We start from the raw sequence: 17594 nt of genomic DNA, 5'->3' as shown, positions 1-17594 counted from the left end.
ATCAAATCATGGTCGGTCAGTAAAATCATATAAATCCCGGTTCAGACTTAGTAACGCACCACCTTAAATCTTGAAATGCCCCCATCGAAACGGATGGACATTTTCTTCTTGCTGGCATCGTAACCAGGGCTTTCAAATTCGCCACCACCAACGTCGGTAAAATCATCCAGCTGTTCCAGATTCAGGGCACCGTCTTTCTTGATCCGACAACCCACTTCTTTCGGAACCCGGACCGTTACTGAAGCCGCTCCCACGTTTAACTTTATCTCCGACAGATCGGCTTTGGCACCGAGTTTTAAATCCAGATCGGCAGCACCGGCGCCAATTTTCAGGCTCTTGACAGCATAAGCACTTAAGTCCAAATCCCCCTGTCCTGCTCCAAGTGCTACATCCATTGTCCAGACAGGCGTAGCGTTCAGGTGCACATCAACCCGATTCTCGAACTTGCCATCTTTCAGATCAATGTGTTGATCGTCATCCGTGGGCTTTAGTTCAATGGTTGGGATATGGGTGGTTTCATCCCGATCTACCGACATCGAATAACTACCCGAGGTTTGTTTTGTATCGGCTTTGATAAGTTCTGTACTGGGATCGCTGATGGTAAACCGGCCAGCGCCCCCTGACAATTTCAAGACAGCTTCACGAGTATCGACGTCCATTGTTTCGGCAAACGTGTTAGTCTGGATTCTTGTGTTCTCCGAATCCCGATGCTCACGCTCCGACCGATAATCGTCATCCGTATTATCGTCGTCATCGCTGTCGTTATTTCCATTGTCATCATCGTCGTCATCATTATCATGCCAGCGCATGTTGAACTCATCGTGGTTCCGATTATGCGACAGGAACCCGAACAATGTTGTTGGCACGGCTACAGCCAGCATGACAGTTGTAACAAAAGCTGCCGGATTTCCACGACGTTCCAGAATCAGGTTTACACCCGCCAGAATTAGCAATACTGGCCATAAATTCACTAATGAATGCCAGTCTATATCGAGCATTCCGGCCCGCCGGGCTAAAAACAACACCCCCAGCGTTAACAGGAAAATGCCCCAGAACAATCCATTTTTTCGTTGCATAAGTTTTAAGGATGTATGATGTAGGATATATGATGAAGCTGTTTAAACTTTTCAAATTAACCGCAAAGAACGCTAAGGCAAAGCGCGCAAAGAAATTCAGTCAGCAAACTCAGCGTTCTTTGCGACTTTGTCTCAGCGCTCTCCGCGGTTAAACTAAAGCGCATTGGAGATATAAAAAATAAAGTTTAAACAGGTTCGATGTATTAACTTAATACATCATATATCCTACATCATACATTTTTTAAAGGGTTCCGTTTGGGTCGTTGGTGGTTGTATTATCGTAAGGAGGTTTGATCCGATCCTTAAAAATCAGCCACAAACCAATTGCGATCAGAACAAACGGCCATAGATCACCAAAGTCAATGTCGAAATAACGGTCCAGTAAAAACAGGACACCCAGGATAATCAGTACGGCCCCGCCAATAATGCTACGGTCGGGTGATGCAGGCTTGTTCGGATTGTAGGGATTCATGGCAAAATAAGGATTAGAGAAAGCTGACGACTGGGATACAGAACCATCGAAACGGCGTTCGGGTAATGCGATCCACAAGATAATGTAAATGATGATGGCCGGAAAGTGCGGCAGGAAAATTCCGATCACAAAAAGTACGCGTACCAATGCACGATCAATGCCAAAATAATCGGCCAAACCAGCACACACGCCCCCAATTTGGGCCTGGTCGGCAATACGTTCTAATCGCTTGTTCATGGCTTCTTTCCGGAACGCCGGACCGTTGTTTAAATCCGATGTAAACCTAACAGATAGCTATTTTGCCCCAAAGTAGATTTGGAAGAATGGACGCGGTTATGGATAGAAGTATGTTTTCAATGATAGTAGGTAATGCATAGTAGTGGTCAGTATTAGGAGTGAGAAGCAAGGAGTGAGAATGGCTGACGCAAAACTGATATACGCGTCAGCTATTCTCACTCCTCGCTTCTCACTCCTAATACTAATTTCCTACTCTTCCTCTATCGCTTCCAGAATATCCATCAACTCACCAAATTCCTTATTACCGGGTCGTTCTTCATCGCCACCACTAAGCGCAATTCCCTGAACGGATAATTCGGCTAATAACTCATGGACATTCTCGGCAGATACGCCAATGCCTAATAATATGGGATAGCGTGCTGCTAATCGTTGCAGGGTAGTTTTCAGCTCATCGTCAAGATGGAGTGGACTATTACTTTCCAGCAGAATATAATCGGCTCCGGCAACACCTGTCTGAAACAGGGTATCTAGCTGATCAAGTGTCAACTGTGATAGATCGACGTGCAAAATCAACGGCTTAGTAAACGTACTAAGGTAAGATAAGAGGGCTGATTCGTTGACCTGTAGTATGTCAGGTTTGTACGTATCAAGAAGTTGCTCAATAACTTCAGGATCTGTGGATGTAGTTTCGCCAACAATCTGAACGCCTGCCACCCAGCCTCTGATCTCGTCAAATTTTTTCGGTTCGATATAGTCCGGTGAATCGGCATCCATCGAGAAGCCAAGCATATCGACACCCATACCTGCGCAATAGCGGGCATCGCTGAGATTAGTAACGTTGGAGATTTTAACGAGCGTTTTAAGAGACATAGTTTCAGTGAGCAGTTTTCGGTAGCAACAGCTTGTTTCCGTAGCGTGCCAACAAAGTTACGGACAGCAAGGCATAAAAATACCTTCTGAGGTTAGCAGCTAATCTATACTACTAGACCCAGAAGGTATCTTGCCGAATTACGTTATCAGTTCATCACGGTGTTAACGTATGGCTACATGGGGCTTAAATTTTTCCGTCACCTTATTTGGAATCGGTTTCAGCGACATCAGATAGGTGTAGATAGCCCCTAAATCCTGTTCTTTCATACCCGCATACATCATCCAGGGCATCACCGTCTGAAAATCATTCGGTCCAAGTTTCTGAGGCTTATAACTACTATCAGCATATGTCTTGAAACGAGCGATAAATGTCTCTTTAGTCCAACTACCAATACCAGTTTCCTTATCGGGAGTGATGTTAGACGTGTAAAGCATTCCGGATGGCAGTTTGAAATCCCGCCCGCCCGCAAACGATTTTTCCTTAATAATCTGGCCTTTATCAACCTGCGTATGGCACTCTACACAACCGGCTATCATAACCAGATACTTGCCGGTAGCCAGTTCATCTTTCGGATCAGGCATTGACATAGGCTCAGCTTTTACCGGAATCGTATTCAGGATAAAGTTGAACGGAAAATCAGCTTTCGATTCAGCAGGTTTATTTTCGATCGGCTTGAGCGTACGCAAATAGGCAATAATGCTCTGAACATCCTCATCGCCCATTTTGCCATAATATGGATAGGGCATGACGGGAAAGAAGGCATGACCATCACGGCTAACACCGGTTGTAATAGCCCGGTAGATCTCGCCGTCGGTCCAGTTGCCTATGCCATAGGGCGTAATGTTTTTCGCCGTGAACGAGCCGGGAAAGCCCATCTGCTGGTTAAACAGTTCTCCACCTTTCCCTATCGTTCCGGGCGCCAATGGCCCAGAAAAGAGTGTGTAATCGCGGGTACTGTGGCAGTCGATACAGACTGTCACGTGATTCGCCAGATAGGCACCCCGTTCGATTCGTTGTGGTGTAGCATCCACTTTCAAGGATGGTGCTTCACCCACATTCGGCAACGCCAGTTTAACATAAGCCAGCAACACTACGACGCCTAACGCAAGGACGCCGATCACGATACCGATCACTTTAAAAACTTTTTTCATAATTCGTTAAAAGAGGAAAGCCCGGTTAGCCGGAGTGGTCATTTTTACCGTAAGATATTGGCAAACAGCAGCCAAGAGTAAGTCATAGCTTCATATTTTTAGTAAACGGCAATTATTTTGTGTATCCGCGTTGACTAAAAACCGTTCTCGGTCTTTTTCAGCTATACCTCATGCATACTTATCTATATCTGGGTTTCCTCAAATCCTACTGCATCACCTCACGAATCCACCCTGTTCACCATCGGACAAAAAGTGTACGATTTCGGACAGAGCCATTTCGTTAAACAGCCCTTGTTAAGCTTGAAATGGCCTTTTCACGGATTGGCAAAGCATTTGTTCTACAAAAGTTGATTTTATCCTTTGAGTTATGAAACGAACATACTTAGGCGAGTTTGAAGAAATCGTTTTACTAACGGTTGCAGTCCTGAACGATGCGGCTTATGGCGTTGCGATTACCGATGAACTGGATCGGCAAACGGGGCGCTCGGTTAGTATCAGTGCTGTTCATGCTGCTCTGCATCGACTCGAAGAAAAAGGCATGCTCAAATCGCACATGGGCGATGCTACGGCCGAGCGTGGTGGGCGTCGCAAACGCCTGTTTACGGTCACGGCCCTTGGTAGCCGTGCACTACACGATATTCGGGCCATGCGGGATCAACTGTGGAATTCGATTTCGCCCAATGCCTTACCTGCTATCAGCTTATGAGAACGCTCCGCACCAGCGGCCCAACGGAGGCATTCCAGCCACAACCACCTCGCTGGGCGGATCGCCTGCTGGAATGGTTTTGCGCTCCGCATTTGCTGGAAGAAGTGCAGGGCGATTTATACGAGCGCTATAGGCGGGATGTGCATCGAATGGGCGCTAAAAAAGCCAATCAGCGGTATAGCGCCAATGTACTACGGTTTATACGCCCCTTTGCTCTGAAACGAAAACCAACCGCCCAGCGGTCTGAACAATACCCATCACTTTCCTTATTCAGTACCGACATGATCCAGAACTATCTCAAAATCGCCTTCAGAAACCTGGCCCGAAACAAAGCCTATTCGGCCATTAATATTATTGGGCTGAGCATTGGATTGGCCGCAGCCATGTTGATTATGCTGTACACGAAAGATGAAGTCAGCTATGATCGCTTTCATGCGCATAATCCATTTATTTACCGCATTACCAGCAAATCAGTAACGCCAGCTGGTATCGTTGAAAATCAGCAACCTTACACGGGTATTTTTCCCGGCCCAAAATTCCAGGCGGGTGTTCCAGAAATAATATCTTTTGTTCGCTATCAGGAAAACCGGAAAGATCTAAAACAAGGCAATGAAGTAAAAAGTCAGACGGCCTATTTCGCAGATTCCAGTTTCTTCTCGATATTCTCGTTTCCGCTACTAAGCGGTGATCCTAAATCCGCTTTAAAGAGCCCAAAATCGGTCGTTATTTCGGAAGAATTAGCCGATAAAAATTTCGGGACAACAAACGCGCTTGGCAAAATACTATTCTTTAAAGAAGGCGACAAATTTGAACCGTACACGGTAACAGGAGTAGCCAAAAAATGTCCGCAAAATTCGTCCATCAAATTTGATGTGCTCATGCCTATAGAGGTCAAGGCTGAAGATATGGCGGACAACGAAAACTGGTTCAGTGTGTTCATGAATACATTCGTCATTCTAAGCCCTAATGCTAATCTGAAGGCAGTAGAGGCTAAAATGAATCAAGTTTATGTGGCTGATGCACAGGAGAGTATTAAATCAGTAGCTAAAAAATTTGGCATCACCAACAAAACGGTGTATTCGCTCCAGCCGTTTACCGACATGCACCTAAGCAAAGAGCTACCAGCCAGCAACGGTCTTGTCGACGAAAGCAATCCTACTTTTTCGTATATCTTATCAGGCATTGCCTTATTCATTCTGCTTATTGCCTGCATCAATTTTGTCAATTTGACGGTGGCTCGCTCCTTAAAGCGGGCTAAAGAAATTGGTGTGCGGAAAGCAGTTGGTGGGGCCAGGGCTCAACTCATCATGCAGTTTCTGGGTGAGTCGTTCCTGCTTTGTTTTGCTGCCTTTTTATTTGCCATCGTCCTGATCGAACTGGCGTTACCAACCTTTAATCAACTGGCAAACAAAGCCTTGTCACTTTCTTATTTGTTCGATGCAAAACTGGTGGCGGGCTACATCATCCTGTTTATTGTCACAAGCTTACTGTCTGGATTTTACCCGGCCCTTGTTTTATCGGGTTACAATCCTGTTCAAACACTGTATAGCCGCTTCAATCTTTCCGGCAAAAATTATCTGCAAAAATCATTGGTTGTCTTACAATTCACGCTGGCTTCTTTTCTAATAATTGCTTCCCTTACTATTTATTCACAGTTCAACTATCTGACCAGTAAAGATTTGGGGTATGACGACAAAAATCTGGTGGTTATAGACAAATCGAACTTAAAACGTAGTGAAGTAAAACTCTTAAAAGAAGAATTACTAAAAGACCAGAACATACTAGATGTTGCGCCCAAAAATGGTGGATTTTGGGGTACGGTGGCTAAAATAAATGGCGAAACGCAATTGAGTTTTGCCTACGAAACCGTTAATGAAACCTACCTTCCTCTCTTTAAGATACCAGTTTTAAAAGGGCGAAATTTCTCAACCGCCTTCCCATCAGATTCGTCGCAGTCGGTACTGGTCAATGAAACATTTGTTAAAAAAGCAGGCTGGAAAAATCCACTGGGCCAAGTCGTTGACTTTTGGTTTAAAAACGAAAAATATCACGTAATTGGCGTGGTAAAAGACCACCATTTTGCCTCCTTAAGTCAGGAAATAAAGCCGCAATTATTTACAATGAAAGCGGCTAATGAATATGGTAAGGCATTTATCAAAATCAAGCCCAATACCGAAACGGCGAGCCTTCAGCACATCGAAAAAGTCTTTAAAAAGCTATTCCCACTCAATCCCTATTCGTACAAATTTATGGATCAGGAAAACCTGAAACGCTATGAGTCGGAAGCTAAGTGGAAACAAATGATGCTCTTTGGGGCTATCCTCACCATTTTCATTTCGTGCATTGGTCTATTTGGGTTAGCAACCCTTTCGGCAGAACGGCGTACCAAAGAAATTGGCATTCGTAAAGTGTTAGGGGCCTCCGTTCCGAGTATTGTCCAGTTACTATCAACCGACTTCCTGAAACTGGTTTCTATCTCGTTCATTTTTGCCTTCCCGGCCGCCTGGTATGCCATGGACGAATGGCTCAAGAATTATCCGTATCGTGTCAACATGAGTGTATGGGTATTTCTGGTCACGGCTTTCATAGCCATTTCCATAGCATTTTTAACCGTTAGCTGGCAGTCCTTACGAGCCGCCATGATCAATCCGGTAGCCTCCCTTCGGTCGGAATGAAGAATGGATAATGCCTAATGAATAACTAATTAAATACCACTGAATTCATCGTCCATTATTCATTTTACAGTTTACATTATTCACTATGGTAACACCGCCCCGCTGGGCCGACCGCCTGCTGGAATGGTTTTGTGCTCCGCATTTGCTGGAAGAAGTGCAGGGCGATTTACACGAGCGGTTTGGGCGCGATGTGCGGGCCGTGGGTATCCAACGCGCCAACCGGCGATACTGGGGCAACGTGCTGCGCTTCGTACGCCCCTTTGCTCTCAAACGCCAACCAACGGTCCGCCGTCGCGGGGAGTATTCATCACCATTCTTTATAAACCCTGTTATGTTGAGTAATCATGTTAAAATCGCCTGGCGGAACCTCGTTAAAAACAAGGTGTATTCAGCCATCAACATTTTTGGATTAGCCGTGGGCCTGGCCACCTGTCTGCTGATTACCCTGTATGTTTTTGATGAACTTAGTTACGATAAACATCATACAGACGCTAACCGGCTCTATCGGGTAGCCACAGATACAAAACAGGAGCATTGGGCAGCAACAGCGGCACCTACGGCTCTGGGCCTGAAAAACGACTTCCCGGAAGTTGAGCAGGCCACCCGGCTATTGAAGGTGCCGAACATGGACAAGATGCTGTTGCGGTATACGCATAACCACCAGCAAAAGCAGTTTTTTGAAACCAACGGCTATTATGTGGATTCCACCTTTTTCGAGCTATTCACGTATCCGTTTACATATGGGAATCCGCGAAAAGCCATCAATCAACCAAACACGCTCGTTATCTCTGAAACTTTATCCAGCAAACTCTTCGGCAAGGAAAACCCAGTTGGCAAAGTCATCAACATTGGGCTCCCATTCGGCGATTATAACTATACCGTTGGTGGAGTATTTAGCGATAAAAACAAATCGCATATTGATGCCCATTTTTTCCTCTCGATGCAGAATGGCGATATTGGCAATTGGGTGAGTCAGCAAAAAAACTGGGCGACAAATAATATTTTCTACACCTATATTAAACTGAAGGATGGCGTGAATGCCGAGGCCTTCGAAGCAAAACTACCCGCCTTCTTGAACCGGCATGGGGCCGCCGATTTAAAGGCCTTAGGGGTTTCTAAGGAGCTAACGCTCCAGGCTGTACCAGACATCTATCTAACCTCTAACCTGGATAATGAGATTTCGGCGAACGGGAGCCTGACGTATCTGTACGTCTTTGGCTCAATAGCCGCCTTTTTGCTGCTGATTGCCTGTATCAATTTCATGAATCTGTCGACGGCTCGCTCCGAAAAGCGGGCAAAGGAAGTGGGCATTCGGAAAGCAATGGGGGCTATTCGTGCCTCGTTGATAGGCCAGTTTTTGGGCGAATCATTGCTCATGTCCATCTTGGCTCTTTGTCTGGCGCTGGGGTTTATTCAACTCCTGCTGCCTGTCTTTAATGGCCTTACGCAAAAGAACTTAGCCCTTTTCCAGAATCCTATTTTTGTTATATGGATTGCGGCCATAACACTCCTGACGGGCTTGTTATCTGGCTTATACCCTGCGTTTTACCTCTCGTCATTCAGGCCAATCACCGTACTTAAGGGGAAGCTCGTTAACAGTATTTCGGCAACGGCGCTCCGCAAAGGCCTGGTGGTTTTTCAGTTTACAGTCTCGATCGTTTTGATTTTAGGAGCGATCGTCATCTGGCAGCAATTAGCCTTCGTTCAAAATCAACACCTGGGCTTTACGAAAAGCCAGAAAATTGTTATACCCCTTCAGAGTAATCAGGCGACTACGAATTATGCTGCGTTCAAGGATGAAATCCTTAAGAATCCGAACGTGATTTCGGCAGCGAGCGGGTCCACGTACCCCGGCATTCCGAGCGATAATGATCTGCTTTTTTATGCGGAGGGGAAATCTGTCCATGAGGCCGTAGATATAAATTTTGCAACGGTCGAGAACGACTATGTCGAAACGCTGGGCTTTAAACTCCTGTACGGCCGGGCTTTCTCGAAAAACTTCACCGCCGATTCAACGAGTATCATTCTCAACGAGGTAGCGCTCAACCAATTAGGCTATGATCCTAAAACGGCTGTCGGGAAGACTATCTACTTCGAATGGCAGAATGTGCGCCACCCTATGCAGATTGTGGGGGTGGTCAAGAATTTTAACTACGAGAGTCTACATCAGGAAATAAAACCATATGGATTAACGACCACGATTGGGGATAAACACCACTATTTTATCGCCAGTGTGCAACCAAAAGAGTATACTAAACTCTTGGCCGACATGGAGCAATCCTGGAAAAAGATAAACCCAGATACGCCCTTTTCGTATTCATTTCTCGACCAGGATTTTCAACGGAATTACGAAAAAGAACAGCGAACGTCCAGCATAGTCCTGTATTTCACGCTGATCGCCATTATGATTGCCTGTTTAGGCTTGTTCGGACTGGTTGCGTTCTCAGCCGAACAACGGACCAAAGAGATTGGTATCCGAAAGGTGTTAGGCGCATCTGTACCGAGCATTGTAGCCCTGCTTTCCAGAGAGTTTGTACGTCTGGTTTTGGTAGCGAATCTGATCGCGATACCCATTGCCTGGTATGGCATGAACCAGTGGCTCCATGATTTTGCCTACAAGGTTTCGATTGAGTGGTGGGTCTTTGTGCTGGCGGGTTTGCTGGCACTCAGTACAGCCTTGCTCACGGTAAGCTTCCAAAGTATAAAAGCCGCCCTGATGAATCCAGTTACCTCCCTTCGGTCGGAATAAATAATGAATAATGTAAAATGGATAATGATCTGAGTTCCCTATGATCGCTAAATGACCAGTGTTCCATTATCCATTTACATTATTCATTATCCATCATCCATTGAACATTATCCATCATGAAAACACCGCCCCCTTTAGCCGACCGTTTACTCGAATGGTTCTGCGCTTCTCACCTGCTGGAGGAAGTGCAGGGCGATTTGTATGAGCGATTCGTTCGGGATGTAGGGGATGTGGGTATCCAACGCGCAAACCAGCGATACTGGCTTAACGTATTACGCTTCGTCCGTCCGTTTGCTCTCAAACGACAATCGCAGCACTATTCTTCACCTGGTTTACTGAACCCGCTTATGCTACGCAACTATTTCAAAACCTCGATTCGCAACCTGATCAAACACAAGGTCAGTTCGTTGATTAATCTGTTTGGCCTTACGCTGGGCGTAACGGCCTGCCTGGTTATTTACCTTATCACTAATTTCGAACTGAGTTATGACACGTTCCACCCCGAGAGCGACCGTATTTACCGGCTGGTGGGTGAGTCGCAATACGGGAAGTCGGGCGAAAAACATCTGGTAGGCTTTGTGCCCAATGCCGTTCCCGGAGCGATTCGAAAAGAGATTGCGGGCATAGAGACGGTTGCCGCTTTTCATAATATTTCCTCAGATGTCCTCGTACCCAATGGCAAGGATAAGCCAGCGCGGTTTGAAGGCAAAAAGCACGATGAAATCATAGTGGTCGAGCCGCAGTATTTCGACATTTTCACCTACAAATGGCTGGCTGGCAATCCTAAAACTGCCTTAAACGAGCCCTTCAAGCTGGTACTCTCGGAGCGGAAAGCCCGCACCTATTTTGGCGATTTACCATTGGAGAAGATCATTGGGAAAGAAGTAATTTATCAGGATTCCGTACGCGTTACAGTAGCTGGAATTGTGCAGGACTGGACAAAGCCAAGTGATTTTGTCTTTACGGATTTCATTTCGTTCGCTACCATTCAGGCCAGCCAGCTTAAGCGCGATATTGACCTCAGTCAATGGAACGACATCTGGTCGGCCTCGCAGGCATTCGTCAAACTTCCGCAGGGAACCACGCCCGATCAACTCACCGCCCAATTCAGCCGGTTTAGCAAAGCGCATTTCACGAAGGACATGGACCTGAAATTTACGCCCGCCTTACAACCACTTTCCGATCTTCATTTTAACGACGATTACAATGACAATTACTCCCGCAAAGCGCATTTGCCTACGCTTTACGGCTTGATGGCAATTGCCGGTTTTATTTTGTTGATTGCCGCCATCAACTTCATCAATTTATCGACGGCGCAGTCGGTACAGCGGGCGAAGGAAACGGGCATTCGCAAGGTGATGGGAAGTAGCCGGGCCAACCTGATTTTCCAGTTCCTGAGCGAAACGGCTTTTCTGACATTTATAGCCGTATTGATTTCGTTAGCCCTCGTCAATCCGATACTCGCAGTCTTTCAGTCGCTGACCCCTCAGGGATTAACGTTCGATCTGTTCAGTTGGCAAACACTGATTTTCTTAGCCGCTGTTACGGTGACCACCTCACTCCTTTCCGGCCTCTATCCCTCCTGGGTCTTGTCTTCGTACGTACCAGCCTTAACCTTAAAAGGCCAAACTAACTTGACTGGCGGACAGAAAGGGTATTTGCGAAAAGCATTGATTGTGTTTCAGTTCACGGTATCACTCGTGTTCATTATTGGAACGCTCATGGTAACCCGTCAGCTCAACTTTATGCGCAACAAAGACCTGGGTTTTTCGACCGATGCCGTTATTGAGGTTCATACCCGGCACGATGATAAAAGTCTTGTATTAGCCCAGAAAATCAAACAGTTATCTGGTGTTGAACGGGCCACGTTGCAGTGGTTTCCGCCCATGGGACAGGCCTATATGGTAACCAAGCTCAACTATCGGGGCAAGAAGAACATCGAAATGGATGTGTCGGCGAAGGTGGGCGATGAGAACTTCATTCCGCTTTATAAGCTCCGGTTACTGGCCGGCCGAAATTATATGAAAAGTGACTCTCTCCGGGAGATCGTCGTCAACGCTACCTATGCCAAAGCGTTAGGCTTTAAAAAACCTGCCGATGCCGTCAATCAGCTCGTCGAATTTCAGGGCAAACCGTATCCTATTGTTGGTGTCGTAGCCGATTTCCATGAGCAATCGTTTCACGAAAAAATTAGCCCGGTCTTCATCAGCTACATGCCTCGACAGGCAAAAAATATCGGTGTTAAACTAGCAGCGAAAGGTGGTCAGCTCAGCGATATAAAAGCAACGCTGGCTAGCATCGAACAACAATGGCAGTCCGTATATCCCGACAATAAATTTGACTATACTTTTCTGGATGACTCCATTGCCAGACTCTATGAAAAAGAGCAGAAAACCGGGCAGCTTGTCAACACAGCAACGGCTATTGCGATCCTGATCTCATGTATGGGCTTGTTTGGGTTGGCAACGTTTACGGCACAGCAGCGGACGAAAGAAATTGGTGTCCGGAAAGTGCTGGGGGCATCGGTAGGCAGCATCGTAGCGCTACTCTCGAAAGACTTTTTGACGCTGGTTATTATTGCCCTGGTAATTTCTTCCCCTATTGCCTGGTGGGGCATGAACCAATGGCTGAAGGACTTTGCCTACAAGGTTGACCTTGAGTGGTGGGTGTTTGCCCTGGCAGGCATGCTGGCCGTTTTGATCGCTTTACTAACCGTTGGCTTTCAAAGCATTAAAGCGGCATTGACGAATCCGGTTAAATCACTTCGGTCTGAATAACACCGACCATTCTCTATGAAACCAATCTGCGTAATTCTCTGCCTGTTTTGTCTGGCAATTAAATCGATGGCTCAGCAGCCGAAGACGGCTTTTCCACCAACAGACGCCTTGCCGTCCGTAACGCTTCCACCCGACGTTGATCGGGTGCTGCGTGATTATGAACGCGAATGGCAAGCCAATAATACGGAGAAACTCGTGTCTTTATTTACACCGGATGGCTTTGTCATGCAGCCCAACCGCCCTGCCATTCAAGGACATAAAAACCTACAATTGGCTTATAGCAGATCAGCAGGAAGCCCCCTTTCATTGCGGGCTTTATCCTTTGCCCAAAGTGGTTCGGTCGGTTATATCATTGGAGCCTATCGTGCCACAGCAACGGGCACCGACATTGGTAAATTCATTCTCGCCTTGCGCAAAGGTGCCGATGGTCGCTGGCTGATTGCTGCCGATATGGATAATTCTGTAAAGTAAGCAAGGGGCAGGGGCTCGGCGCAGGGTAAATCAGATAGCGGTTTACCCTGCACCAAGCCCCCTGTCCCTTGCTTTACTGCACCTTCACCCGGTTATAAATCTCCCGGAAGTTCTTTACGCTTTCGGCTATTTCGGGGCCGTTGTTTTCCCAATGATACTCGTACTCTGCCGAGATCGGGCCTTTGAACTTCTGGCGTTTTAGTTCGGTGATAACCTGTTCAATTTTACAATCGCCTGTTCCCCAGACCACGTCGTGGTATTTACCATCGGGGGTATCTTTTTTCACATCCTTGAAGTGCATGCCCAGTACGTGACCGTTCAGCTTTTTCAGGCACTCGATTGGGTCAAGTCCCGACCGAACCCAGTGACCAAGATCAGAGCAAGAACCCACGTATTTGCTGTTGCCGATAGCTGCCAGCACCGTATCGGGATGCCAGTAACGCGATGGTTTGGGGTGATTATGTAGCGCTACGTTAATTTTGTATTCATCAGCCAGTTTACGAACCAGCGGCATTTGCTGCGGTGTGGGTTCGGAGTTGATGTTCAGAATGCCCATATCCTTGGCAAACGAAAATAACGTCTTCCATTCGTCGTCGGTTTTTGGATTAACGACACCGTAAGCCACTACCGTAAGCCCCTTGTCTTTAATCAGTTTCTTGACCGCCTGACGCGTAGCGGCATCCATCGAAAAATCCATTTTACCGTCTACGCCCCCACCAATGGTCTGACCCGGAAAAGCCTCCACGTATTTCAGGCCGCAACTGTCTATTTTACGAAGTGCTTCGGCAAAGGTGAATAACCGGAATGAGTAGGCTTGAGAGCCTAGTTTCCAGCCCGCTTTGTCTTCGGGTCCTTTCTGTGCCAACAGGGGAACGGCATTTATCGAAAGCAATAACCCGCAGAGCAGGAATTTTGTCAGATGTTTCATAGCAGAGATCTATTGTTTTTCGACAAAAGGACGAGCGGAATCTGCTTTACCTATTCGCGTAGGACTTTAGCGAAATACTCATTCCGTTCTCGCTTGGCTTTGCGACCGGCTGGCGTACCACCGGGGAACAGGAGACAGTACCTAGGGGAGAGACTAGAGCAAAGCCCCTCATTGAGTTGAATAACCGCTGAATCGAACTGTATACTAAACACCTTTAGGAACTAAATATAGGTGGACTTATGACTTTAATCAGGATGCCGGAGCCTGTTTGAGCCTTGTCCCAAACCGTACAGATTCTGTCCGAATCTGGACAATAAGCTTTTATCCTTCTTCTTAAAAAGTGCCAAATAGCCTCATCAGGGCACTTTTCCAGTATTGGCAAAGCATTTGCTCAGCAAACATAGAACTAATTGATGGCCATGAAACGAAGCTATTTGGGCGAGTTCGAAGAGATCGTTCTGCTAACCGTTGCTGTGATGGAAGGACAGGCGTATGGCGTAGCGCTTACGCACGAAATCATTGAGCAAACGGGACGCTCAGTTCGGCTGAACCAGATTCACGCGGCTCTGCAACGACTGGAAGACAAAGGCATGGTAAAATCCGAAATGGGTGAACCCACGGCCGAACGGGGTGGTCGTCGGAAGCGGCTATTTACGGTTACGGCCTATGGTCGGCGAACGCTGCAGGAAATTCAGGATGTGCGGGTGAATTTATGGACCCGGATGCCGGACCCATTCAATCCAGCCATCAGCTTATAAATAATGTAACATGGATAATGATCAATGAATAATGGCCAAAGAAAGATCCTACTCATTGACAATGAGTTATTACCCTCTGATTATCCATTGTACATCATTCATTCTCCATTATGACCCCACCTCGCTTAGCAGACTCCTTACTTCGCTTCTTCTGTGCTTCTCACAAGCTGGAAGAGGTACAGGGTGATTTACAGGAAGAGTTTGCCTGGCAAGTGGAACGTATTGGCGAGCGTAGGGCACGCTGGCGCTACTGGTGGGATGTGTTGGGTTTTCTCAAACCCCGCTTTGTCTGCCGACCTAAACCGATCTATTCTATCCCAACGACTACGATGTTCAGAAACTATCTCAAAATCGCCTTTCGCACCCTGGTCAAAAACAAAGGGTATTCCTTTATCAATATTGGCGGATTAGCCGTGGGCATGACCGTGTCCATGCTGATTGGCTTGTGGATCTATGATGAGCTGTCGGTCAATAAATCATTTCAGCACTACGACCGTATAGCACAAGTCATGCGAAATCGAACGGTTAATGGCGAAGTAGGTACCAGACCTGGCATGCCGATTCCGATGGAACAAAGCCTGAAAACTACCTATGGGAGCAACTTTAAGCATGTTGTCATAGGTTGGTGGACCAGCTTACACACCATCACCCTGTCGGATCAGGTATTTTCGAAAAGTGGCAAATTCATGACGCCTGAAGCCCCCGAGATGCTCTCACTGACGATGCGCCAGGGCAGTCGGGCGGGGCTAACCGAACCAGCATCCATTCTTCTGTCGGAGTCGCTGGCGAAGGCCCTGTTTGGGAATGTTAATCCCCTGCATAAGACCTTAACGATTGATAATTCGATGACCGTCAACGTTACGGGTGTCTACGAAGATATGCCCGCCGGGAGTAGTTTTGCCGATGTGCAGTTCATTGCTCCCTGGGACTTGTATACCGCGTCGACCGACTGGATCAACGAAGCCAAAGATGACTGGACCAACACCTCATTTGAAATTTTCGTTGAACTGGCTCCGTCAGTCAGCGTCGCCGATGCATCAGCGTCGGTCAGGAACCTGCTCGTTGGTAAAACCAATGTAGATCCGGCTCAGAAACCCGAAGTGCTCCTATACCCAATGTCGCGCTGGCATTTGTATTCAGACTGGAAAAATGGGCTCAACGAAGGTGGTCGAATTCAGTTTGTCTGGTTGTTTGGCATCATTGGTCTATTCGTTTTGCTGCTGGCCTGTATCAACTTTATGAACCTGAGTACGGCCCGCTCCGTCAATCGAGCCAAAGAAGTGGGCATTCGTAAAGCCATTGGCTCCCGTCGGCAGGAGCTGGTGGTGCAGTTCTTTGGTGAATCTCTGCTGGTTGTTGCACTCGCCTATGGGGTGGCCATCGTGCTGATATTTCTAGTGATGCCGCTCTTCAATCAGGTTGCCGACAAGCAAATGACCGTTCCTTTTCTGAACCCACTCTTCTGGGCAATCGGGTTGGGGTTTGCCTTGTTGACTGGACTCATTGCCGGTAGCTATCCGGCCCTCTATCTATCGTCGTTTAGGCCCATTGCCGTCCTAAAGGGAGCCATACAAGTCGGCAAAGGTATTGCAACACCCCGGCGGGTACTGGTTGTTTTTCAGTTCGCGGTCTCGATCACGCTGATTATGGGTACGCTGATTGTTTACCGGCAGATTCAATTCGCGAAAAACCGCCCCATTGGCTACAGTCGCGATGGGCTTATTTCGCTCCCTTTGAACGTCCCTCATTACGAGCAAAACCGGGAAACTGTTCGAAATGAGTTAATCAGATCGGGGGCGGTACTCGACGTGGGCGAATCGGCCAGTCCGCTAACAGAAGTTCGGTCAACCAATGGCGGCTTTAACTGGGCGGGCAAAGACCCAACGCTACAGATCAATTTTGGGACGGTTGGCATATCGCATGAGTTTGGTAAAACGGTTGGCTGGACGTTCAGACAGGGGCGCGATTTCTCCAGAAAACTGGCTTCCGACTCGCTGGGTATAGTCCTGAATGAATCGGCAGTGGCATTTATAGGTATGAAGGATATCCTCGGCAAAACCATTACCTGGAATGGAAACGGCTTCAATGTCAGCTTTCACGTCATTGGTGTGATTCAGGATATGGTGATGGATTCTCCCTACGAACCTGCCAAACCATCGGTCTTTTTCATCGGCCCGAAACCCGGCAAATTCCTGACCATGCGACTCAACCCCGCCCGTAGTCCACAGGCAGCCCTGGCAACCATCGGCGAGGTCTTGAAGGAGCACCTGCCCGATGCACCGTTCAACTACACGTTTGTGGATGACGAGTACGATCAGAAGTTTCGCAGCGAAGAACGCATTGGCACATTGGCCTCGATTTTTGCAGCACTGGCCATATTTATTTCGTGCCTCGGCATTTTTGGGCTGGCTTCGTTTATGGCCGAGCAGCGTACCAAAGAAATTGGTGTCCGTAAAGTGCTGGGGGCATCGGTGCTGAACCTCTGGAGTTTGCTCTCAAAAGACTTCGTAGCCCTGGTACTGATTGCGCTTGGCATAGCCGCCCCAATCGCTTATTACATGCTGAACAAATGGCTCCAGGCCTATACCTATCATACCACGATTGCCTGGTGGGTTTTTGCCTTAACCGGCGTAGGTACATTGGTTATTACACTGCTCACGGTGAGTTTTCAAAGTATTAAGGCGGCTTTGGTCAATCCGGTGAAAAGTCTTCGCAGCGAGTAG

The 17594-nt window shown here is 47.3% G+C and carries 12 protein-coding genes; 7 read left to right on the top strand and 5 right to left on the bottom strand.

Annotated elements, in window-relative coordinates; genetic code table 11:
• Positions 1-47: 47 nt before the first annotated feature.
• The 4 genes from EXU85_RS10870 to EXU85_RS10855 form a co-directional block, all read right to left on the bottom strand.
• A complete protein-coding gene (locus EXU85_RS10870) occupies positions 48-1076 on the bottom strand; it encodes a LiaI-LiaF-like domain-containing protein (RefSeq protein ID WP_142772103.1) in 1029 nt (342 codons plus the stop codon).
• Positions 1077-1317: 241 nt separating this feature from the next.
• Positions 1318-1785: a PspC domain-containing protein gene (locus tag EXU85_RS10865; protein WP_142772102.1), complete on the bottom strand. Its 468-nt coding sequence runs from the start codon at positions 1783-1785 to the stop codon at positions 1318-1320.
• A gap of 249 nt (positions 1786-2034) precedes the next feature.
• On the bottom strand, positions 2035-2655 hold the full coding sequence (locus tag EXU85_RS10860; protein WP_142772101.1) for an N-(5'-phosphoribosyl)anthranilate isomerase: 621 nt from the start codon (positions 2653-2655) through the stop codon (positions 2035-2037).
• A gap of 162 nt (positions 2656-2817) precedes the next feature.
• Positions 2818-3807: a c-type cytochrome gene (locus EXU85_RS10855; RefSeq protein ID WP_142772100.1), complete on the bottom strand. Its 990-nt coding sequence runs from the start codon at positions 3805-3807 to the stop codon at positions 2818-2820.
• A gap of 367 nt (positions 3808-4174) precedes the next feature.
• Here EXU85_RS10855 and EXU85_RS10850 point away from each other — a divergent pair, with 367 nt between their 5' ends.
• The 5 genes from EXU85_RS10850 (at position 4175) to EXU85_RS10830 (ending at position 13185) form a co-directional block, all read left to right on the top strand.
• Positions 4175-4513, top strand: a complete 339-nt coding sequence (locus EXU85_RS10850) for a PadR family transcriptional regulator (RefSeq protein ID WP_142772099.1) — start codon at positions 4175-4177, stop codon at positions 4511-4513.
• Positions 4510-7188, top strand: coding sequence for an ABC transporter permease (locus EXU85_RS10845; protein ID WP_246859513.1), 2679 nt, complete (start codon positions 4510-4512; stop codon positions 7186-7188). The genes EXU85_RS10850 and EXU85_RS10845 overlap by 4 nt, the downstream gene beginning before the upstream one ends.
• Positions 7189-7273: 85 nt before the next feature.
• Positions 7274-9937 carry an ABC transporter permease gene (locus tag EXU85_RS10840; protein ID WP_246859512.1) on the top strand — a complete coding sequence of 888 codons (2664 nt, stop codon included), beginning with the start codon at positions 7274-7276 and terminating at the stop codon, positions 9935-9937.
• A 116-nt stretch (positions 9938-10053) separates the two neighbouring features.
• Positions 10054-12714 carry an ABC transporter permease gene (locus EXU85_RS10835; RefSeq protein ID WP_142772098.1) on the top strand — a complete coding sequence of 887 codons (2661 nt, stop codon included), beginning with the start codon at positions 10054-10056 and terminating at the stop codon, positions 12712-12714.
• 15 nt (positions 12715-12729) lie between these two features.
• On the top strand, positions 12730-13185 hold the full coding sequence (locus EXU85_RS10830) for a DUF4440 domain-containing protein (protein ID WP_142772097.1): 456 nt from the start codon (positions 12730-12732) through the stop codon (positions 13183-13185).
• Positions 13186-13258: 73 nt separating this feature from the next.
• On the opposite strand, the gene EXU85_RS10825 is transcribed toward EXU85_RS10830, so the two are convergent.
• Complete coding sequence (locus EXU85_RS10825; protein ID WP_142772096.1) at positions 13259-14113, bottom strand: sugar phosphate isomerase/epimerase; 855 nt, start codon at positions 14111-14113, stop codon at positions 13259-13261.
• Positions 14114-14532: 419 nt separating this feature from the next.
• Between EXU85_RS10825 and EXU85_RS10820 the strand changes: the two genes are divergently transcribed.
• Both EXU85_RS10820 and EXU85_RS10815 read left to right on the top strand, forming a co-directional pair.
• Positions 14533-14871: a PadR family transcriptional regulator gene (locus EXU85_RS10820; protein WP_111350129.1), complete on the top strand. Its 339-nt coding sequence runs from the start codon at positions 14533-14535 to the stop codon at positions 14869-14871.
• A gap of 110 nt (positions 14872-14981) precedes the next feature.
• Entirely contained in the window at positions 14982-17594 is a 2613-nt protein-coding gene (locus EXU85_RS10815) for an ABC transporter permease (protein ID WP_142772095.1), read from the top strand.

The organism is Spirosoma sp. KCTC 42546, assembly GCF_006965485.1.
Classification (GTDB): domain Bacteria; phylum Bacteroidota; class Bacteroidia; order Cytophagales; family Spirosomataceae; genus Spirosoma.
This window is presented reverse-complemented; position numbering and strand designations above follow the sequence as displayed.